Consider the following 20,409-nt stretch of genomic DNA (forward strand, 5'->3'; position numbering starts at 1 on the left):
GGCAAGCGAGCGCAGCTCCCCAGCCAGGCCGGTTTCGTGAGGGATTTCAGGGCAGCGGGAGATCTGGCTGGGGCGGGAGGGTACTCAGCCAGACCCACGCTACAGCTACGCACCTGAAAAGCCTCGGGAAATCCGGGCGACACTGGGTGATGTGTAGCAGCCCAGTGTAGCATAGGCAACGATTACGGCGAGGCGGGCTCGTCTGGTCCCGCACGATCGCATCTTGCGTGCTCAGGCATCGGCTCATGACATCGGGCACCGGCCCTTCGTGCACATCGCAACTATGCCGGCTTATCCGCCTCCTGCGGAGCGGGACGGCGCGGCGGAAAGCCCCGGAAAGCTTTGGTCAGGACCGGGCCGGCCGCGTCGGTCGTCTCGTCGCCATTGGCGGTCCCTGCCACTTCGGCATCGACTTCGCTCGCGCCGCCATCGTGCTCCTCGTCGGCGCAAAGGGGTGAAGCATCGCTTTCCTGTGCACACAGGGAAGCTCCACCGGGCGCGATCAGGGGCGGCTTCTCCACCTTGTCCCCGAAGACGTCGCGCAATTGCGCCAACGTGGCGCTTCCGACAACGCCTGTCCAACCGGCGTCCCGACCGTGCCAGTGCAGTCCACAGCGTTCGAGAAGGGCCCTCTTGCGAGAGCCGGCGTTCCGGGTGAACCTGATGAAGGTCTCGACCTTTTCGACCTCTTCGACCCTGGCGGTGTCAACTCCCTCACTCGATTCGGCCACACCGTCCAAAGCCGACAGACGCGCGATGATCGTGAGGACTGGCACGTGCGAAAGATCGAGACCATGTAGGATGTCACTCGCGAGCTTGAGGAGATCCGCCTTCCGGGTGGATTCCAACGCTTCGATCCTCGCGTCGATCCGGGCTCGCTGATCGCGCAGCGCAGCCAGCTCGGCGTCGGCACGTTCGACATCCTTGATACGGGTACGGCGTGTAGTGGCCATTTTGGTCCCTCCTGGGAGAGACGAAACCATGAAGGATGGAAACTTGAAACCTGCCTCTTCAGCTGCACGGTCCTGGTTCTCAGGCTGGTTGGCAGCGCTCAATATACAGAATGGAAAATAGCAGTCGGAGATGGCCATCACGTTTTCGCGATTGACGCCCATGAGACTGACGCTGCTGTCTGGAGCGGTCAGGCCGCTCGCTTACACCGGGCGCACCACGCTCTACGATCCACACGTAGATGCGGAGTTTGACTATTCGCACCTTAAGGGCGACTACGCATGCGGCGGCATCATCGTGCCCGAGGGGCATCCACCCACGTTCAAAGATCTTAGCGTTTACGCCGCCAGCCTCGACGCCGCCGAACGGGCAAAAATCCGAACCCCGCTGAACGAGAGAGAACGGCTGCCTCAGGTCGGACTGGCGTTGGTTGTGGCGCTTCCGCCGACTGACGAGCTGTGGCTGCCCGAAGCCGCCGAGCTGATGCGGAGGATCGTCACCGCCCCCCCGAGAGCGAACGAAGTGGCGATCCACTGGGCGATCCACGAGGCCCTCATCAATCGTCACGGGCACGGGTGGTATGCGCTTCGGTCGTTCGACGCAGCAGGCAATCCGGGCCCCAAGCTCCGTGATTTCATAGTCCATCACCGATCCACCGCGCTCGGCGCCGACATCGTCGAGGGCGTGGACTGGCCGCAGCTGTCCTGGGAAGTTCAGCAGACCTTTTTCGAGGAGCTCGGCCTCGATCTCGTGGTCGACCCGATCGCGCCGGTGCCCGGCACGCATTATGCGCCAGTGGTGTACGTGAACGGAACGATCCACAACGAGCGAGCGAGGCAGCGGGTGGTCCGCGCGCGCGAAAGGGCCCATGCGGCGAATGTGCAAGCCATCACCCAGAAAAGTCCGGCGGAGCTCGTCGAAACGCTGCTGCGAGGCCGATCCACCATTCGCACTTTGGAGGTCGAACGGCTTTGCACCCGATTCTTCGACCATCCCGCGGACAGGGCCGCCAATGTCGAGCGCATCCTGACGAACGACGACGTCGTAAGCCTGGCGAACACCGCCGCGGAGGCCCCCCGCTTTCTGACAACGCGGCGAGTCCATGCCCTGATGAAGCGGGCCACCGATCTGGTCGACAATTCGAGCGAAGATCAGATCGCGACTGTTTCGGCCGCGGATCGCACCTCTCTCGTCCGAGAGATCGCCGAGCACTATTACGCCCACAATCATTCCGACCGGCCGCTGATCCTCGGCCATGCCCTCTCGGACTGCCAAGATGTGGCGCTCGCGCTCGACGAGCCGGATACGCCCGTCGTCGGCACCATCGACATGGCGGTGACCGGACCCGAGGATTTGCTCGCGATCGGCCGTGAGCGGGACCTTGCCCTTCGTCCGGGGCGGCTGGTCATCGTTCCTCGCGCTGATCGCATCGATGATCAGTGCCTGGCCCGTCTCTTACTGGAAGCGAACGAACGCAAGGCTCAACTTATCCTCGGTCATGACCAGCGCAGCTCCCATGGCGTGGTCCATCGGCACCTCGCTGCCTATGTCGCGGATCGGACAGGGGCGGCCTCTGCGCGGTACAGTCGAAATGACATCGAACTTCTGCTGCGGGCTGGCCTAGTTCGCCGGGCAATCGAGGCAATGGCCGAATGCGGTCTCGTGTCGTTCGACGTATTCCCCAATCATGGCCCCGACGATCCGTCGCTGTTTGTGGCCTGCCAAGACCGGTGCCGCATCAAGGAGCTGGCCGACACGATCCGAGAAGAACGCGTCCGCACGAAAGCTATCGAGCCTCCCGAGGAACTCACGACGCTGCGTGGAACGCTCAGCTTGTCAGTCGGCGAATGGATCGTGACCACGGAAGCCTGCGAACATCCCCGCCTTCAGGCCGGCGAGTTCGCAAGAATCGTCGCCATCGATCGGTCGAACAGCACGATCGAGATCATGCACGACACCGAAATCGAGCGGATCAATCTCGAGGCGTTTGCGGCCATCAGATCGGCCACCACAATCACAATCAGAGAGGCACGTCGCCTTCCCGCCGATATGAGGCTCGCCGTCGAGCTCACCGATTCCCGCCGCACCTGGGCTGCCTTGCTCCTCCCTGCCGGGCGACCTGCGCATACGCGGTTGTATGTCGATCCGGCACTGGCGCGGTCAGCCGAGGAACTGACCGATATCGCGCGTCGATCCCTGCCAGGAGCTCTGCCGCACCAGCACGAAATGAGGCCTGCTCCCGACGCTGAGATCAGCAAGAACCCGCTGCCGATCGAAGCCGAAAACCCGTTCGAGCCGGAGCCCCTCCCTGAGCCCGTCGCTGCCATGCCCGCGCCGCCTCCACCCGTTCACCTTGAAGAAAGGCGCAGCACGAACGCTTCCCCCGCGATCAGCAAGGACTTGCCGCTGATCGAAGCCGAAGACGCGTTGGAGCCGGAGCCGTTCCCGGAGCCAGTCGCTGCGACGCCCACGCCGCCGCCACCCATCCACCTCGAAGAGAGGGTCCGCGGCACGATCGCCTCCAACATCCACGCACGCGAGGGCTACCGTCTGCTTTACCAACAGGTCGGGCCTCATAACCGAAATCGCCGCCCGAACGCTGCGCGCATCCTGGACCTGTGCACGAGCGATTTGACCGTCGCTCTCGTGCACTTCCTCGCAGAGCTCGAACCTACGCGAGATCGTGGAGAATTCGACAACTACGACATGCCTCCTGAGCTAACTGAACACGATCCTACCCGATGGACCTTGATCCAGATCCAGAACGCGAAATACGATCTGCAAACCATGGCACTCCCCGGATCGAATTGGGGATTTCGGCCGCCGTTCAAATTCCCCGTTCGGGAGAACTTCTTGCGGCTCTTCGAGAACGGCGAGATGTCAACGGACGAAATACAGGCGCTTGCGATATGAAGTCCAAGATTGCCTCTTAGGGCGGCGCCCCTCTCGCTCCTGCTCGCCGGCGAATACATCAACGCGTCCCGGGTGCAGCGGGCCCTCCTCTACAGCGCCGGCATCCTCAGGCCCCGCCTCGCGACCGCCGATCACGGCGCACTCGAGACCTTCGCGCCAGAGGACCTGGACGCCTTCCTGGCGCGCCTGTTCGACGGCGCCGGCCCCGTGGCGGTCGCCAGCATGTCAATCGGCACCGAACTCGGCCCGTTGAAGTAGCGGCGGCAATTCCTTGTCGCAGCTGACCGAATTTGCGTCGAAGTGGGGTCCCGATCGGCGCCGATCGGGACCCCACCCCAACGTGGCTTTTCTAATTTCGTTCAGACGGATACTGCCGGTACTTGAAGCGACGTGACCCCGGCGCCGATTCACACTTCGTGACCCTATCAGAGAGCTGTCTCCCATTTGCGTCCCGCTGGTTCCAGATTTCGGTTCCAGGGGGCGGCTTGCTTTTTTTTCGTTATAAAGAAAAACAATCGAAATATTTCGTTTTAGCGAAAGTGGAGTTGACACTCTTCTGGCATTTCGTTATAAAGAAAAAAATATTGAGATTTTCGATATGTCGAAAGACTCCACCAGAAAGCGTCTGGGCTCGCAACTAAGCGCTGCGCGTCGCGAACGCAAATGGCGCCTGCAGGACTTCGCTCAGCGCACCGGCCGAAATCCGGCAAGGCTCAGCGAAATGGAAACGGGTTCTGCCAACAGCTCGATCGACATGCTGACCGACGCCGGTGAGACACTGGGCATGTCGCTGATCTACGTGCCGACCGAGCGTCTCGAGGAGGTCATGAAAATGATCGGGCAGCCGACGGCGTCGCCGACGGCAGGCAGTCCTATGCCGTCGGTCTACGATGAGGTGTTCGTCGACGACAGCGTGGACGCCGACGAGGAGAAGCCGTCTCATGCGGGTCCTAAATAAGCCAGCGACGCTCGGCATCTACCTGAGGCCGACGCCGGATCGCCGGACGCGGGTGGGCGCGCTCCACCGCGATCCGGAGGGCGCCATGTCCTTCGTCGTAGACCAGTCCTACATCGCGCTCGGCCCTGGCCGCCCCGTCTGCAGTCTCGCTTGGAAAAGCGCGGACTTGGCGGAGGACGGCCCGAAGGGGACGAAGGCGCGGTTGTTGAACCGCGGCGACAAGATCAGCAATGCCGGGCAGGCGCCGATCTTCTTCGAGAATCTGCTGCCGGAAGGTGCGCTGCTGGAGCTCATTCAGAGGGAGTTCGGCGTCGGCGCATTCGACAGCTTCGACGTTCTACGTCGGCTAGGGCACGATCTGCCGGGCGCAGTGCTGGCCGTGCCGGAGACCGGCGGGGAGCCACCTCCGCCCGTCCGGATGCAACAGGATACGACCGCCGGCAAAATCACGTTTTCGCTGGCAGGCGTCCAGTTGAAGTTCTCAATGAAGCTCAACAACAGGGGCGCGATCACGTTGCCGATGGAGGACGCTGCGGGCGACGTTATTCTCAAGACGCCGAGCGAGAAGTATCCCCTGCTGACTGAATGCGAGTTCGCAGCGATGACACTTGCGCGCGCCGCCGGGGTGGAAACCGCGGAAATCCGTCTGGTGCCCAACCGCGAAGTCCACGACGTCGATCCGAAATATCTGATGGGCGGCGAACATTGCCTTGTGGTCACGCGGTTCGACCGCGGTCCGGGCGGGACGCGGATCCATATGGAGGACTTTGCCCAGGTCGTCGGTGTCGTCCACGACCTGAAGTACGACGCCAACCAGACGATGCTCGCGAGGTTGGTGACCAGGTTCGTCCCGGGACGCGGCCAGGCCTTGCAGGCAGTACGGCGGATCGTAAACGATGTGATGATCGGCAACTCCGACAGTCACCTCAAGAACTGGTCGTTCAGCTTCCCGGACGAGGTCAACGTAGTCTTGTCGCCTGCTTACGACATCGTTCCGATGTTCTATCTCGGCGATGACGAGATGGCCCTGGAATTCGCCGGCAGCAAGGATCCGCAGCTCGTCGACCTCAAAAGCTTCGAGCGCTTGGCGAAATATTCGGGCATCGAGTTTTCCGCCGTGAAGCGAGAAGTGCGGCACACCGTCGAGACGATCCTCGACGTATGGCCCGGCATGCTGCCGAATCTGCCGATGCCGGCCGATTTCGCCCGCCGGCTGACGACGCGCTGGGAAAATCTCGGCCTGACGCAGGAAATCCGCCCTACCATGACTGCCGGTCACAACTCTGGAGGAGGGGTGATCCCGCACCCGTCGGCATGAAGCGCTGATCCTTTTTTGTCCAGCAGCAGCACCACCGGCAGCAAGCTGACCGGCATCATGCCCGGCCCCGCACGATGATCGGCATGCCGATGTTGGTGCAGATGCTGACAGTTCGGCAACGAGAGCCTGCCGGGCGCGCGGCTCGGCCTCGATAGCCGGCAAGGGTTCTTCCTGCGCTCGAGAGAGATCCGGCGCGTCAAGCCGAGAGCGGGTGGAAGAGAAAGTGGGACTCTCCTCCCCGATGCCGCGAATGCGCGAAAACCGCCGAAAAACAAGGATTCCTGAAAAGCCCGGTCGGATTTGTGACCACCGCTGTGTACCACTTATCCGGCCGATACGGCCGTCAATCTCGGTCATTTTCGAGCAATCCTACGGCAGCCCACTGCATGGAGGACAATGGGAGTGGAGATGGGTAGTACGATCTAGGAAGCTCTCGATCGCCAACAAGACAGGGTCAGCTGACCTCTCGAGAGCAGACCATCAGAGCGTGCTCGGCAGAGGTCAGCTATGGGCCAAAGCACAAAGTCGCTGCGCTCCAGCCCGCTGCGCGGGAGCAGGAGCCTAGAGGCCGGCAGCCGGTTGAGAGGACAGCGATAGCGAGGTGGCAAGGTCAACACGATCAACCAGCGTAGTGTTGGCGTGCATCACATGATCGCGTGCGGGTCAGCATCTTCATGCGGCCAGCCACATCATCGGCCGTACTGATAAAAAAATGCCTTGACGAAAGCGCCAACCAGTTTGCTGGAATGTGCCGTCTATATTTCGGCTTCGCAAGAAATTGATTCACGCCATGTCGCTGGACATCGATCGACCGACTAATCGCGCAGTGGTTGTCGGATGTGCTATTTCTGCCACGCGCAACTCTTTGAAATTCCACATGTCGCAAACATTAAAAATACTCTTGTGCAACACTCATGCCGAAACGCGGAAGTTGTGGAAGCGGTCTGCCGGTGTGCAGCCTCTCGTCAGATATTGCACGTCGCCTCGTGCGCGCGTCGCGCTTTCCATCGAAAGCGGCGCCGGCATTAAATCCTCATAGCGCCCGCTGTTTAGCCGGTGCCCAACTTCCCGCGACTTCGTGCCTTGGCGCTTTTTGGACGCCGGCCAGTAGAGCGCGGGTCTTTCATTGTTGCCGGCGTCCAAAAACCAGCACAGTAGCCGACCAAGGTTGGGATGCCCGATCTCAGCCTAATACCCTGCTGCGGTGGCGAATGCTGGAGGGCGAGCGTCCATAGAGTTCCTGCAACACGGCGTTGAATCGGCGCACGCTGCCAAAGCCAGCTCGGTAGGCGATCTGGGCCAATGGCTCAGTCGTCTCGTCAAGTAGTCGCTTCGCCCGCTGTACACGCCTGGTCTTCGCGACCTGTTGGGGGCTGGCCCCGACGTACCGCTCGAACAGACGCGCAAGGTGGCGCGAGCTTACCCCGAGCCGATCGGCCAATGCGGCAACCGAACCGCCATCCAACGCGCCGCCATCGATCAATTTCAGGGCCCGCGCGACTGTCGAACGCGTGCCATTCCAGGCAGCACAGAAGGGCGCGGTCTCCGGACGGCAACGCAGGCAAGGCCGGTATCCCGCAGCCTCGGCGGCCGCCGCAGTTCGATAGTAGGCCACGTTACGGGTCAACGGCTGCTTCACAGGGCAAACTGGGCGGCAGTAAATCCCCGTGGTCTTCACTGCCGTGTAGAAACGGCCGTCATAGCGCGGATCGCGCTGCAAGCGCGCGGTGTTGCAAACCTCAAAACTGAGCATGACTCATCTTACCGCAGGGCGTGGCCAGAATAACAGCCCTGAGATGATCAGGTCCGATTCCGGCCAGCGATGTCGCTGCGCCCTTCTTATAGAGAAGGTCCAGATTCGCTGAGCACTTGGAGAAGCAAAAAAATGAACAGCACGAATCCTAAAGAGGTCGTGAGCAATGCTTGGAAGACTTTCAAAAGCCGTGATGCGAGGCTAATCGCGGAGCTGTTTACTCCCGATGCCGAATGGATCGCGCCGGCCGGAAATGCCACGGCAGTCGCTCTCAAGCACACCGACCACATGATTGGAGCGGACCAAATCGCAAACTTTATTGCCTCGGAAATGCATCATCTGTTCTCGAACGTCGACATCTCGTTTCTCGGCATTCATGGCGATGGTGATACTGTGGTCGTCGAGGAGCGAATGCGAGCCACTCTCCCTGGAGGCAAGCCCTACGAGAATGACTATTGCTTCGCTTTTGTCCTTTCGGGCGAGCGGATCAAGCTGGTTCGCGAATACATGGACACCCGAAAGGGCTGGCAGATGATTTTCGAGCCACATTAAAAGGCTGCTTTGGGTCAAAATGCGAAGAACTGAACCTGAGCAAATCTGGTCCGCCATGCCTCGGTGAGCGGACGTCGCGGAGGGGCGCGGGAAGCTGCCGAGCCTCCTGCGCTTAGTCGCCGATGCGCTGCTTGGGTCGACTTCCGATTGGCATTGGCCGGCAGCGCTCTGCTCCTCAAAAATTCCGCTTCGCACATGCCGCATGCTTTAACATGCCTGAATCCCAAGCCAGCAAAACCGGGCTAGGATCGAGTTTTCCCTTTGGGGGCAACCGCATGTTCGACACGGAAACTACCGCGCTTTTGCGCGCGGTCCTGGACAAAGTCTGCGAAAGCGTTTCGCACCGCGACATCGAGGCGCGGAAGATCCTGGAGGCCGCCACGATAGGCGAGGTTTCGGTCGATGGCCTCAAGCAAGTCGGCCGCGACGCCCTGTCCCGCGCACCCACGATGTGGCGCTGATTGATCCGGAGGGGGCGTGAACTTCCAGGTGACGGTCCTCAAGATCCTGGTGAGCTATCCGGACGGCTTCGCCGTCATGGAGGACCTCAAGCGCGACATGGCTATCCTTGCAACCAGTGGCCGCGATTGGGCGGACCGGACCAAGCGCCTCGCCGCACGCGTGCCCGATCTCGACATCTTTTCCCATGGGCTGGTCGAACGCATTAGCGGCGGATGGCAGATCACTGCCAAGGGACGGGCGGTGCTCGAGTTCATGGAAGCCCCGTCCGCTGCGACCGAACCGATCCAGGCGCCTTTGCTCGAGGAGGCTCCGGCTGCGATAGTCGCTGCGACCCAGGTTCCTCCGCTGCGGCAGCCCCCTGACCGAGCCAAGCGGCGGCGCGAGCGTCGCGAACGGCTGCGCGAGGCGCGCGAACGAGCGAGGGCGAACGCCTCCTGAAGTGTCCTACAGAGACGGCAAGGCGCGAAATGGCGAGGACGGGAGCCGAACCCGCGCGGTATCGCCAGCCGCGATGGCTCCGGCGGCCCTGACCACGCCCAGCACCCCGCATTTGAATTGAGGGCCCCTTTCCGCCGACGACAGCACCTGCCGTTTCAAGCCGGCCTGGAAACGGTCGATGAGGACACAGGGCGTCCGGAGGCCCGTTAATTCCACGATCGCCGTGGGTCCAAGCTCGATGAGCGTCCCGAGCGGCATCCGCTCGAGGTCCAGACCGGCAGTGGTGATGTTCTCACCGAGCTCTCCAGGTCGCAGCTCGAAGCCCGCGTCCGAGAGGGAGGCGAAGAGCTCAGACGGAATCAGGTGAACCTGCCGGAGATTGGCCAGGCGCGGCTGCCGGCGCGCGAGATACCGGTGCTTGACGAACGCGCCTGTGTGGGCGTCGCCTTCGACGCCCCGGCCTTCCACCAGCACGATCCGAGCCTGCGCGGGCTTGCTGAAGTGGTGACCGCGATCGGCCGCGACCGCGACCACGGTGCCCTCCAGCGACAAGCCGTGCCCCTGCTGCATCAGGCCGCCCGGGCGAAGGAGCGCCGCTTCTGGCGCAGGTAGCGCGTGATCTCCGGAAGCGTCATCGCGTTCAGCACCCTGTCCGGCGGCACGCCGCCCTTGCGCGCCATCTCGACACCCCAGTGCATGTGATCGAGCTCGGGGACGGAGTGGGCGTCCGGGTTGATGCTCATCATGCAGCCGAGTTCGAGCGCCGCCTGATGCCAGCGCCAGTCCAGGTCGAGCCGCCATGGGTGGGCGTTGATCTCGAGGACGACATCGTGCTTCGCGCAGGCCCGCATTACCATTTCGACGTCGATTTCGTAGCCTGGCCGCCGCTGCAGCTGTCGCCCGGTCATGTGGCCAATGATGGTGGTGTGAGGATCGGAGATGGCGCGCAGCAGCCGCTGCGTCTGCGCCTTGCGGTCAAGTTTGAAGCGACTGTGGATGCTCGCGACTACGAAGTCGAAGAGTTCCAGCACGTCGTCTGGATAGTCCAGCGAGCCGTCGGCCAGAATGTCGGACTCGATGCCTTTCAGGATCCGGAAATCCTTACCGAAGCGCTTGTTCAGCCGGTCGGTGTCCCGGTGCTGCTGCGCGATCTCTTCCTCCGAGAGGCCGCCCGCATAGTGCGCGGACTTGGAGTGGTCCGCGACGCCGAAATACTCGAAACCGCGCCGGCGCGTCGCGTTGGCCATCGTCTCCAATGTCTCCGTGCCGTCGGAGGCATCGGTGTGGCAATGAAGGATTCCGCGCAAGTCCTTGTCGGTGACGAGCTTCGGCAGCTTGCCCTTCAAGGCCAGTTCGACCTCGCCGCGGCCCTCTCGCAGTTCAGGATCGATGAACGGCAGGCCGAGAGCGCTATAGATCTGGGCCTCGTCGCCCGCGATCAGGGTGCGACCCTTGTGCAAGCCGTCGGCCTCCAACCGCATCTCTTTCTCGACGGCTAACGTCCGGAGCTGCTCGATGTGAGCGGCCGAGCCGGTCGCAAAGAGAAGAGTGGCGCCGAAGTGCTTGCGGTCGGACAGGCGGACCTGGAGCCCGTCCGTCGGAGACGGCTTCGCCACCTTCTCGATCTTGGCAGCCTCCGCGACGATCGTGAGGTCGCGCACCAATTCGCAGCCACGGCGGAAGTCGCCTGCGATCGTCACGCGCTTGAGCTCTGGACGGGCCCTGCGAAGCGAATCCTTGGCGTGCGCGAGCAGGGCGGCGGCACGGTGCAGGTGGAGGCGACCTTCTCCGCTTTTCGCGATGGCTAGGTTCTGCAGAATCTTGGTCTGCAGCGCGGCGCCGAGGCCTTTGGCGTTCTTGATGCGGTCGTCCTTGGCGGCGGCCTCCAACTCGGCGAGCGAAGTGATGCCGAGATCCTTGTAGAGCCGCAGCACCTTCTCGGGGCGAAGGCCGGGAACCGCGAGCATCTCGAGCACGCCCTCGGGTATCTCCTTCCGGAGCTTCTCCAGGCTCGGATGAGAGCCCGTCTTGTGAAGCTTGGCGATAATATCGGCGATCGCCTCGCCGACGCCGGGGATTTCCGTGAGCCGGTCTTCGGCGATGAGCACGTCCAGAGGGACGGCAAGGGCCGCCAAGCTGTCTGCGGCCCGCGTGTAGGCTTTGGCCCTGTAGGGATTCCCGCCACGCAACGCCGTACGCTGTGCGTATTCTCGCAGGAGACTGACGATCGTGCGAACATCGACGGAAGCCACTCAACGAGCCTCCCGTTCCGCGCCCGGCCTCATCGGAACAAACGCTCCTTTAGCGGGTGGGCCGTCATCGCGCCGGCGATCGAGAGATGCCTCAAGTTTCTGCGCTGCCCGGAAGTCTTCAAGGTGCTGCGTATTCGGGCTATAAGCGGCCTCCTTCTTGAGGAGATTGTAAATTCGCGCCGCAACCAGCTGCAGATGCTTCATCCTGCCGCGCGGCATCGAACGGGCTTTGCAAAGAGCCCGGACGGCGTAGGCGCGGAAGTAGTCAAACGCGTCAGACATGGTGTCTGTAAACGCCGGCCGGCAGCTATGGTTCGGTTACCATCTCGCTCCGCATCGCGGCAATGATCGACGTGCCTGGTCAAAGATCCTCGCGTAGACCCTCGAAAAATGGGTGCCGCACCTTTTCCTCCGCCGACTTCGCCCGGTACTCGATTTCGGCGAGCAGCTTCGGCTCGACCCAGACGCCCTTGTGCGCGATCCGCTTGGAGTAGGGCTGGGTCTTCCGTACCGGAGGCCTCAGTCGCTTCTGCAGGTCAGGGGCGCTCGTCTTGTCGAAACCATGGTCGACTTTCCTGCGTAGAAAAGGTCATCACCCTTGCGGCGACCGAGATAGATGCCGTCCCATTTGCCATCATCGAGCGCGAAACCCGCGATCGTGAGGGTCTCCCGCTGCGAGCAGGTCTTCTTGACCCAGTTATTGCCGCGGCCGCTGGCGTACGCGCTGTCGCGGACCTTGGAGACCACTACCTTGCAGACGTGCGCGAACATATCCTGGCCCTCGATCTCGAAGCTCTCGCTGAACTGGACTGTGTTTCGGCGCGGGGTCTCGACGCTTATCGGCGTGTGGGTCCAATGGATCAGGTTCAATGCAATCAATGACTTGAAGGGGTCCCCAAGACGCCGATGGAGGTCATTTTTCGATCAGCATCTACACCCGTGACCTGGAAGCGCATCGAGAGCGGGATCGCGCCGGACGCCTTCACCATCAAGAGTCCATTCCGCGCTAAGCCAAGGAGGTGAGCCACATGTCGGATGCATTCGATCAATGGGTGGAATGGCGCCACAAACCTCCCGGCGAAAGGCGCAGCATTCCTGCCGAACTCTACGCCGCGGTGATGTCGCTGCCAGAGCCCGATCGCTCCAACCGGCAGAGGGTGAACGAAACTATCCGCAGCCACGAGGCGGCTCGGCGCGAGGGCAGAACCGTATGGCTGGACCTCGGTTGGATCGTTCTCCTCAAGCCATTTTTCCGCGGCTTTGATCGACGGATAGAGCTTGGCCCAATCGGGTTCTCCGATCGCTGTGGACGCCGGATCGCGCGAGTAGAGCCAAACCGATCGTTGCGCTCGACCGCCTTCCACTTCGTACTCCCAGGCCACGCCTTCAGGGTCGTTTTCCTTGAACCACCTGTCGGCGACTTCGGCAGATGCAAACACCTTCACCCAGCCGGCGCCGACGTGAAGTTTTCGCTTCTGACCAACGTTTGGAATCCGTTGGCCGCAGACGTGCAGGGCGGAGTGACGCAGACCAACACCTTATATTTCTACATCAACGGTTCGAAAAGCGCAGTTGCAAGCAACGCCAAAGGTGGCAATGCGCTTATCTAGGCGAGCAGCCCGCGGCCGCAAACAGCTACCGGCGCGCGACCGGAGTGGCCAACGAACAGCGAGCGAAGTTTTGGGAGCTCCGAGCGGCCCTCGGTCTTGCACGCCTGTGGGCGAACGACGGGAAATCCAAGGAGGCGCGCGATCTGCTCGCGGCTGTCTGCGGCTGGTTCACCGAAGGACTGGACACCCGTGACCTGAAGGATGCGCACGTGGTACTGGCCAATTTTGCTTGACCGTTCGTGCGCGGACGCCACGTCAGACCCAAAGACGTCATGACGAGCCCCATCCGCACGCGGCCGGGGACACAGGCCAAATCGATCACCTCGTCGGCGCCGGCGAGAACACGATAGCGATGGCGCCCTCTTCAGCGTCTGCCACCTGGCCACGACCGCAGGACCGGCGGAGTATTGGTCAAATCAGGGGTGATATCCCCTAGCCCCGGGCGACCCAAACTCCGAGCAGGAACGCTATGAACAGCGACCGTGGCGGCGGTCAATCGGTGGTCAGAGTTCAGTTAACAACGCCGTTGATCCCGCCGCGTTTGGCGCGCCGTCGGCTGCCCGAACACATCAAGGGCTCAGTTGCGCGCTTGGTGTAGACCGTGAGATTGAAAGCTCCTCCTCGTTCATGTCGGCTGAGACATCCGCAAAAAGAGGCGTGCTCAGGTAGCGCTCGCCGGTATCAGGAAGCATGCAGAGAATATTGGCTCCTTTCTCGGCCTCGGCTGCAACCTTCAGTGCACCAGCAAAGGTGGCTCCTGAGGTAATTCCGACGAAGATGCCTTCGCGCGTTGCGAGTTCCTTACTGCAGCGGATGGCCTCGGGCCCAGAGATCGGCAGCACCCGATTGATCACCTCCATCACGACAGCATCGTCCGTGAGTTTGGGGATAAAGTCCGGTGTCCAGCCCTGCATCGGATGTGGCTTGAATGTCGGATGCGGTGCTGCCGGGGTACCGTCTGAGTTCCGCGACTGGGGGAGACCGCTTGCCAGCAGCCTGGCATCCTCTGGTTCGCAAACCACAATCTTGGTTTCAGGACTTTCTTTAGCCAACACTCTCGCAACGCCTTTCAACGTTCCGCCAGTCCCGTAGCCGGTAACGAAGTAGTCGAGCTTTTCTCCCGCGAAATCGTCAAGTATTTCGCGCGCCGTTGTCCTCGAATGAACATCTGGATTGGCTTCGTTCTCGAACTGCCGGGTCATGAACCACCCATGCGCCTGGGCGAGCTCGATAGTCTTCTTTAACATTCCGACGGCCCGTTCGGCGGCGGGAGTGACGATCACCTTCGCTCCCAAAAATCGCATGAGCTTGCGGCGCTCGACGCTAAACGGCTCAGCCATGGTGATGACGAGCGGATAGCCTTTGGCGGCGCAAACCATGGCAAGGCCGATCCCGGTATTTCCGCTTGTCGCCTCTATGACAGTTTGCCCCGGCTTGAGCTCTCCGCTTTTCTCTGCGGCTTCGATCACACCAAGAGCCAACCGGTCCTTCACCGACCCGAGGGGGTTGAAGGCTTCGATCTTTACGAAGAGATTGACGCCGGGGGCGCCAAGCGATTAATCCGAACCACCGGTGTATTACCGACAGTCTCGAGAATGCTCTGATATGTTCGCCCCATGTCGCCCTCCATCCCGCGTCATTTGCCGAATGCGTTGAGCGGATCGAAGCTTATACGGATTACCGGCTTCCGCAACGGCAAAGCTAGTGAGGTACCGCCTCCAGCCGGGGCCGGACACTCCATCTCGCCGGTTGACGCGCCGTGACGAGGAGCGGCCGATTTCGCAGCTCAAGGCTTGCGAAAGAGCCGAGCAGACCTGCTTTCGCAGTCACATAGTCAAGACGACTGGTGATGGCATGCTGGTCGAGTTTGCCAACGTGATCGACGCTGCAGGATGCGCTCTCAAAGTCCAGCGTGGCAGGACCGTGCAAATGCCGAAATCGCCAAAAAGACAAGGATCGCATTACGGATCGGAATCCATGTTGGCGCCGGCCTTCTCCTCTCGCTCGGGGTGCCCATGACGTACGGCGTTAACCCCGCGGCCGACCTGTTCTGAGCAATGACAGTTTCGACAGATTTCAAAGTTGGAAACATGAGAGGGCTCCGGTCAATTTCGCCCCAAACCGGCCGCGCCGCGTGAAAGCCGATGTCGCTTCCGCCAATTCCGGGTGCTGCGGTCGTTTACCCTGCTGGCATGGGTGCCAGATTCGGCGGAGTTAGCCGGTGGAGGAAGGCGCTGAAGCTCTCGATAGCAGCACCGCGCCCTCAAGCTCCTCGACGGAAGCGCCACCGCGCCGATAAACGCCGTTGGGCAAAGAGGTCCGAAGTTTTCCCACGGTATAGACAGGCCAACAGCAAGACCGAAGAGTGAATGTATTTATCACTCCCAATGCCGGTTGATTCAGCGTGTCCTCGTACCCAACGGATTCATCTAACCAGGGACAAGCCCTTGTCTCCTCAATCGATCTGGCCGCGTGGATCGAAATATTTCCATCCGCGTTGCGTATTTGGGTGCCGGCACGATTGCGGGGCTGGCGTGATCTTTTTGTTGTTTGCAGGCCTCAGCATGTCTCTCACCAACCTGCTCGTCTCGGTACTGGTCGCGCTCGGTCCTATTGCGGTGCATGATGATGGCCGATACGCGAATTCGCCACTGAAATCATGGTTCGAAAGCCTGCACAGCAAAGACGGCGTTCAATGTTGCGCGGATGCCGATGGCATGGCCCTCGCGGACGTCGATTGGGACACCGAGGATGGGCACTATCGCGTGCGTATTGACGGACAGTGGGTGATCGTTCCGAGTGATAGAGTGGTTACTGACCCTAATCGCACGGGCCGGACGATTGTTTGGCCGCAGTACCTCAACGGCAATCCAGTTATCCGCTGTTTCATGCCGGGAAGCATGACCTGACTGAATCCGTTGCGCATCTCGCAACGCAACCGCGCGCATCTCGCGGTCGCGAACGCTGAGGATTCCAAAAAGCGGCACACGCCATCAACTTCGCTTGTCAAACCAGTATCTCCGGAGTCACAGTTCAATTGCACCGCGCAGCCTTTCGGCCGGTTAAAAGCAAAAAATATTAGGGGCGGAACGGATGAATAAATTTTCGATCGGATACGCCGCGCTACTTGGGTTCGCCTGCACATTGCCAACCCTCTCCTATGCACAGCAGGAGGTAAAGCAAGACTCGATTGGCCCCGTGGGTCAGGCGAACGTCACACCCGTCACACAAGCTCTGCTCAATGCAGCTGACAAGAGCGCAAGCAACTTCCTTCTGACCAACGGCAATTACGCCCAGACGCGATTTCATCCTGCAAAACAGATCAACCGCAACAACGTGAAGAACCTTCACGTTGCCTGGATCTTCCAAACGGACGTCAAGGAATCGCTGGAGACCTCACCGATCGTGGTGGACGGCGTGATGTTCGTCACGACATCCTACAGCCACGTCTACGCGCTCGATGCCAAGAGCGGCCGCGAGCTCTGGCACTACAATCACAAGATGGGACCCATCACGACCTATTGCTGCGGTCCCAACAATCGCGGCGTCCAGGTTCTCAATGACACGGTCTATCTGGCCACGCTGGATTCGAAGCTGGTGGCGCTGAACGCCAAGACTGGCGACGTCGTCTGGAAGACCGACATTGCCGATCCCGAGCTCGGCTACAGCGAGACGATGGCTCCGACTGTCGTGAAGGACAAGGTCCTGATCGGCACCAATGGCGGCGAATATGGCATTCGCGGCTTCGTCCGGGCCTACGACGCCAAGACCGGCAAGCAGCTGTGGAATTTCGACACCGTTCCGGAGAAGTCGGTTGGCGTCTGGGCAACCAAAGACGCCACCGGTCGCGATATGCATCGCGACATCGCGGCAGAAAAGGATGCGGTCGCCAAGAACGGCGATCCCTACGCAAAGCTCGGTGGCGGCGTCTGGCAAAATCCCGCCGTCGATCTCGAGACCAACCGGATCTACTTCGTGGTCGGCAACCCCTCACCCGACCTCGACGGCGCTAGTCGACCCGGCGACAACCTCTATACGGATCTGCTGGTGTCGCTCGATCTCGATACCGGCAAGTATGCATGTCACTTCCAGTATATCGCGCACGACGTCTGGGATCTCGACGCCGTCAGCCCGCCGGTGCTCGTAAACGTGGCGGACAAAAACGGTAAGACCATTCCCGGCGTGATCCATGCCGGCAAGACCGGGCACATCTACGTGCACGACCGCAAGGATTGTAGCCTGATCCGCTTCTCCGAAGCGATGGTGCCGCAGGAGAACATGTGGGTGCTGCCGACCAAGGAAGGTGCGCGCATGCTGCCGGGCGCCAACGGCGGTGTCGAGTGGTCGCCGATCGCGACCGACCCGGGCCAGGGGCTCGCTTACGCGATCAACCTGCATCAGCCCATGCACTACCGCGTCGAAAGCTCGCCTTATCCAAACGGAAAGCTGTGGCTGGGCGGCGCATTCACCGCGATCCCGGAGGAGAAGCAGTCCGGCAATATCACGGCGGTGAACTACAACACCGGCAAGATCAAATGGCAGGTGAAGACACCGGAGCCGATGATCGGGGGCATTCTCGCCACGGCTGGCGGCCTCGTGTTCAGCGGCGAAGGCAACGGCAAGTTCGCGGCCTATGATTCGTCTAACGGCAAGGAATTGTGGAGCTTCCGCGCCGGTGCCGGGGTCAATGCGCCGCCGTCCAGCTACATGGTGGGCGGCAGTCAGTACATCGTGGTTGGCGCCGGGGGCAACACCCAGGTTAACTTCAAACGCGGCAACAACATCATCGCCTTCTCGCTCGATTGACGGGGCAGGCGCGATATCGTCATGGATGTTGCGAAGCGGGGCCGATCGGGGCCCCGCTTCCATGTTGAGCCTCAATGGATCAGTGAATGAATTGCTTGCTGAACTGGACGATCGCGGGCGTGGTCATGCTGGGACTGGGGATTTGCGTTGCCCCAACGATAGCGGTCGCTCAAATCAGGAACGGGGCCAGCGCGCAGCCTGCCCTCCCTCCCGCGATTGCCGATAAGGTCGAAGTCTGCGCCGGCTGTCACGGGGCCGACGGCAAGCCCGTCGACAAAAGCATTCCCATCATCTGGGGACAACTTCAAGGCTACATCTACATCCAGCTTCGCGATTTCAAGCGGGGCGACCGCAAGAACGAGACTATGCAGCCGATCGCGTCGTCGCTCGAGAAGGATGAGATGATGGCGATTGCCGAATTCTTTTCGCAGAAGCCGTGGCCCGATCTTGGCCAGCCGAGGGCTCCGAAGAACGTCGCGCAGAAGGCGGTCGAAGCCGAGCATTCGGTTGGCTGCACCGGCTGCCATTTGGAAGCGTTTCAAGGCGCCGGCACCGTGCCGCGGCTCGCCGGCCAGAGCCGCGAATATCTCGCCAAGACGACTGCGGACTTCCGCACTCGGGAGCGAGGCAATAATCCCGGAATGTCCGACCTGATGATCGCCACCCCGGAGGATGGACTCGCAGCACTCGCGGAGTATCTCGCCGGCTTATAGGCGCGTGCGCAGGGCCTCAATGTGTCGCCCTCAGGCGTTCGCGCAGCGAGGTCAACGTCGTGAGGTCGGCCGCACCTTTGCCGCCATTGTCCCGCAGCGAGGGATCCGCGCCTCGCGCGAGCAACAGGGCAGCGCTCCTCTCGCGACCTCCCTCGGCCGCGATCATCAGGGCCGTGCGGCCACGCGCATCCCGGTCATCGATATCAGCGCCGATGTCCAACAAATAAGTCAGGACATTTGCTACTTTTTCATCCGGGACCTTCTCGTCCGCACCGGCGGCCCACATCAGGACGGTAAGCTCATTGGCATAGCGGGCATTGACGTCGATGTTGCGGGATAGCAACCGCTTCACAATATCGACATGACCGGCGGCGGCAGCATAAACGATTGGTGGTTTCCCGGTGTCATCCGGCAGGCGCTCGTCGGCTCCCTGTGCGATCAGCGCCTCGACGATCGCGTCATTGCCGGCATAGGCAGCCGCCGCGACTGGAGATATCCCGCTGCGGCCCGTGAGCTTGACACTGGCGCCATGTTCGATGAGACGACGGACCACCGCAACATGGCCGCGCTCCGCCGCAAAATACAGAGCGGTCGCGCCGGCGAGATTGCGTGCATCGATCGGAGCCCCCCGCGAAAGCAACAGATCGATCATCTCCATGTGACCGAACCGCGCAGCATGACTTAAGGGCCTTGCGCCCCGCCGGTCACGGGCGTCGACAGAGGCGCCCGAATCCAGCAACGCCGTCGCCAGCCCGGTGCAATTTGCGTCCGCTGCCGAAAACAACATTAGCGACACCTCAGTCGCGGAAATCTGCCTATAGTTAGCTTGAAGTCGGCGGCCCAACTCCACGCAGCGCTCGGATTCCGCAGAGAAAGCTGGTGACAAAACGCACAAGACGAGGGGTACGGCCCAGCAGAAAACTCCGAGACAACGGGACAATGCCTTACCTCCCACCGCTTTTCTCAAGAGTGGCACGCGCGCTGACCGAAGCCAAGCTGTGAGCCGCCTTGGATCAACGCGAAAAGCTGGCGAGCGCAAACTCGCTCTGCAATGCGGCAAACTTTTATTCGATCAGCTGGTCGGCTCCCGAAATTGGGGAGAAAGGCATCACGCAGAAGGCCGGGGCGTTGCCGTTCTCGTCACCGCTATTTCGAGGCTGTCCATCGGCCGACCCATCCGTCGGTCCGCGTATAGGACCCACCACCGCTGCTGCCCGAGAGACGCCCGGTTGCGGTTAGCGTGACGCCGCCGCTGTTGGTCGATGCTTGGAAGGCTCCGGAAGGGCTGACGTTGCCTCCGCCGCCACCTGCAACGGTGACGCGCGTGCCCGACACAGTGAAAGCTCCACTGCCGCTTCCCTGGCAGTTCGTGCTGGTCCCTGTGAACGTCCATGTGCCATCGAAGCCGCCACCCCCGGCAGCACCTCCGGCCGAGCGGCGCGCGGCCTGCGGGGCCGGTGCCGCCCTGGATTTGGAAGGTTTCGCGGCCCGGTCCGGCTCGGCCGGCCTGCTGTCTCGCGCCCCGGACAGGGACTTCTCATCGTTGCCGATGCTGCCGCCGGCACTGCCGGACTGAGCGAGCGCGGACGACGGGCCGAGTTTGCAAAACCACCCCCAAGCGCGTCGACGCAACCCTACGAGAAACCGACAGGCGCCAATTGGTGGGTTGCTATCGTCTAAAGC

The 20,409-nt window shown here is 61.6% G+C and carries 20 protein-coding genes and 1 pseudogene; 13 read left to right on the forward strand and 8 right to left on the reverse strand.

All coding sequences use genetic code 11. The annotated features are described in order from the left end of the window. Positions 1-281: 281 nt before the first annotated feature. Positions 282-1,091 carry a hypothetical protein gene (locus AB8Z38_RS13385; RefSeq protein WP_369725617.1) on the reverse strand — a complete coding sequence of 270 codons (810 nt, stop codon included), beginning with the start codon at positions 1,089-1,091 and terminating at the stop codon, positions 282-284. On the opposite strand from AB8Z38_RS13385, the gene AB8Z38_RS13390 reads away from it, so the two are divergent. The 4 genes from AB8Z38_RS13390 to AB8Z38_RS13405 all read left to right on the forward strand — a co-directional run bounded on the left by AB8Z38_RS13390 (position 1,084) and on the right by AB8Z38_RS13405 (position 6,140). After that, the gene (locus tag AB8Z38_RS13390; protein WP_369725618.1) at positions 1,084-3,864 is read left to right on the forward strand and encodes a hypothetical protein; all 2,781 of its coding nucleotides are present in this window, start codon (positions 1,084-1,086) and stop codon (positions 3,862-3,864) included. The genes AB8Z38_RS13385 and AB8Z38_RS13390 overlap by 8 nt on opposite strands. Positions 3,865-3,873: 9 nt before the next feature. Continuing rightward, the gene (locus AB8Z38_RS13395) at positions 3,874-4,122 is read left to right on the forward strand and encodes a hypothetical protein (RefSeq protein ID WP_369725619.1); all 249 of its coding nucleotides are present in this window, start codon (positions 3,874-3,876) and stop codon (positions 4,120-4,122) included. Between the two features lie 340 nt (positions 4,123-4,462). Further along, complete coding sequence (locus AB8Z38_RS13400) at positions 4,463-4,822, forward strand: helix-turn-helix domain-containing protein (RefSeq protein WP_369725620.1); 360 nt, start codon at positions 4,463-4,465, stop codon at positions 4,820-4,822. Then, positions 4,806-6,140 carry a type II toxin-antitoxin system HipA family toxin gene (locus AB8Z38_RS13405; RefSeq protein ID WP_369725621.1) on the forward strand — a complete coding sequence of 445 codons (1,335 nt, stop codon included), beginning with the start codon at positions 4,806-4,808 and terminating at the stop codon, positions 6,138-6,140. The genes AB8Z38_RS13400 and AB8Z38_RS13405 overlap by 17 nt, the downstream gene beginning before the upstream one ends. A 1,183-nt stretch (positions 6,141-7,323) precedes the next feature. Here the strand turns inward: AB8Z38_RS13405 and AB8Z38_RS13410 are convergent. Then, positions 7,324-7,893 (reverse strand): bifunctional transcriptional activator/DNA repair enzyme AdaA, encoded by a 570-nt coding sequence (locus AB8Z38_RS13410; RefSeq protein WP_369725622.1) that lies wholly within the window; start codon positions 7,891-7,893, stop codon positions 7,324-7,326. 132 nt (positions 7,894-8,025) lie between these two features. On the opposite strand from AB8Z38_RS13410, the gene AB8Z38_RS13415 reads away from it, so the two are divergent. From AB8Z38_RS13415 to AB8Z38_RS13425, 3 genes are all read left to right on the forward strand, one after another. Beyond that, on the forward strand, positions 8,026-8,445 hold the full coding sequence (locus AB8Z38_RS13415) for a nuclear transport factor 2 family protein (RefSeq protein WP_369725623.1): 420 nt from the start codon (positions 8,026-8,028) through the stop codon (positions 8,443-8,445). Positions 8,446-8,720: 275 nt separating this feature from the next. Further along, positions 8,721-8,906, forward strand: coding sequence for a hypothetical protein (locus tag AB8Z38_RS13420; protein ID WP_369725624.1), 186 nt, complete (start codon positions 8,721-8,723; stop codon positions 8,904-8,906). A 16-nt stretch (positions 8,907-8,922) separates the two neighbouring features. After that, the gene (locus AB8Z38_RS13425) at positions 8,923-9,345 is read left to right on the forward strand and encodes a hypothetical protein (RefSeq protein ID WP_369725625.1); all 423 of its coding nucleotides are present in this window, start codon (positions 8,923-8,925) and stop codon (positions 9,343-9,345) included. Between the two features lie 6 nt (positions 9,346-9,351). Here the strand turns inward: AB8Z38_RS13425 and AB8Z38_RS13430 are convergent, their stop codons facing one another. The 4 genes and pseudogenes from AB8Z38_RS13430 to AB8Z38_RS13445 form a co-directional block, all read right to left on the reverse strand. Next, the gene (locus tag AB8Z38_RS13430; RefSeq protein WP_369725626.1) at positions 9,352-9,915 is read right to left on the reverse strand and encodes an MOSC domain-containing protein; all 564 of its coding nucleotides are present in this window, start codon (positions 9,913-9,915) and stop codon (positions 9,352-9,354) included. Beyond that, positions 9,915-11,597, reverse strand: coding sequence for a helix-hairpin-helix domain-containing protein (locus tag AB8Z38_RS13435; RefSeq protein WP_369725627.1), 1,683 nt, complete (start codon positions 11,595-11,597; stop codon positions 9,915-9,917). The genes AB8Z38_RS13430 and AB8Z38_RS13435 overlap by 1 nt, the downstream gene beginning before the upstream one ends. After that, a complete protein-coding gene (locus AB8Z38_RS13440) occupies positions 11,598-11,879 on the reverse strand; it encodes a hypothetical protein (RefSeq protein ID WP_369725628.1) in 282 nt (93 codons plus the stop codon). It lies immediately after the preceding gene. 79 nt (positions 11,880-11,958) lie between these two features. Then, positions 11,959-12,407, reverse strand: a pseudogene (locus tag AB8Z38_RS13445) (DNA ligase); the annotation flags it as partial. Positions 12,408-12,625: 218 nt separating this feature from the next. Here AB8Z38_RS13445 and AB8Z38_RS13450 point away from each other — a divergent pair. Both AB8Z38_RS13450 and AB8Z38_RS13455 read left to right on the forward strand, forming a co-directional pair. Continuing rightward, positions 12,626-13,207 carry a hypothetical protein gene (locus tag AB8Z38_RS13450; protein ID WP_369725629.1) on the forward strand — a complete coding sequence of 194 codons (582 nt, stop codon included), beginning with the start codon at positions 12,626-12,628 and terminating at the stop codon, positions 13,205-13,207. Between the two features lie 44 nt (positions 13,208-13,251). Continuing rightward, complete coding sequence (locus tag AB8Z38_RS13455) at positions 13,252-13,440, forward strand: hypothetical protein (protein ID WP_369725630.1); 189 nt, start codon at positions 13,252-13,254, stop codon at positions 13,438-13,440. 336 nt (positions 13,441-13,776) lie between these two features. Here AB8Z38_RS13455 and AB8Z38_RS13460 read toward each other — a convergent pair whose 3' ends face one another. Next, on the reverse strand, positions 13,777-14,700 hold the full coding sequence (locus AB8Z38_RS13460) for a PLP-dependent cysteine synthase family protein (protein WP_369725631.1): 924 nt from the start codon (positions 14,698-14,700) through the stop codon (positions 13,777-13,779). Between the two features lie 1,071 nt (positions 14,701-15,771). Here AB8Z38_RS13460 and AB8Z38_RS13465 point away from each other — a divergent pair. From AB8Z38_RS13465 to AB8Z38_RS13475, 3 genes are all read left to right on the forward strand, one after another. Next, positions 15,772-16,116, forward strand: a complete 345-nt coding sequence (locus AB8Z38_RS13465) for a hypothetical protein (RefSeq protein ID WP_369726488.1) — start codon at positions 15,772-15,774, stop codon at positions 16,114-16,116. Between the two features lie 184 nt (positions 16,117-16,300). Beyond that, complete coding sequence (locus AB8Z38_RS13470; protein WP_369725632.1) at positions 16,301-18,013, forward strand: pyrroloquinoline quinone-dependent dehydrogenase; 1,713 nt, start codon at positions 16,301-16,303, stop codon at positions 18,011-18,013. An 86-nt stretch (positions 18,014-18,099) separates the two neighbouring features. Beyond that, positions 18,100-18,726, forward strand: a complete 627-nt coding sequence (locus AB8Z38_RS13475) for a cytochrome c (RefSeq protein WP_369725633.1) — start codon at positions 18,100-18,102, stop codon at positions 18,724-18,726. Between the two features lie 16 nt (positions 18,727-18,742). Here the strand turns inward: AB8Z38_RS13475 and AB8Z38_RS13480 are convergent, their stop codons facing one another. Next, positions 18,743-19,666 (reverse strand): ankyrin repeat domain-containing protein, encoded by a 924-nt coding sequence (locus tag AB8Z38_RS13480; protein ID WP_369725634.1) that lies wholly within the window; start codon positions 19,664-19,666, stop codon positions 18,743-18,745. 384 nt (positions 19,667-20,050) lie between these two features. On the opposite strand from AB8Z38_RS13480, the gene AB8Z38_RS13485 reads away from it, so the two are divergent. Next, the gene (locus tag AB8Z38_RS13485; protein ID WP_369725635.1) at positions 20,051-20,302 is read left to right on the forward strand and encodes a hypothetical protein; all 252 of its coding nucleotides are present in this window, start codon (positions 20,051-20,053) and stop codon (positions 20,300-20,302) included. Positions 20,303-20,409 lie beyond the last annotated feature (107 nt).

This window comes from Bradyrhizobium sp. LLZ17 (assembly GCF_041200145.1).
Lineage (GTDB): Bacteria > Pseudomonadota > Alphaproteobacteria > Rhizobiales > Xanthobacteraceae > Bradyrhizobium.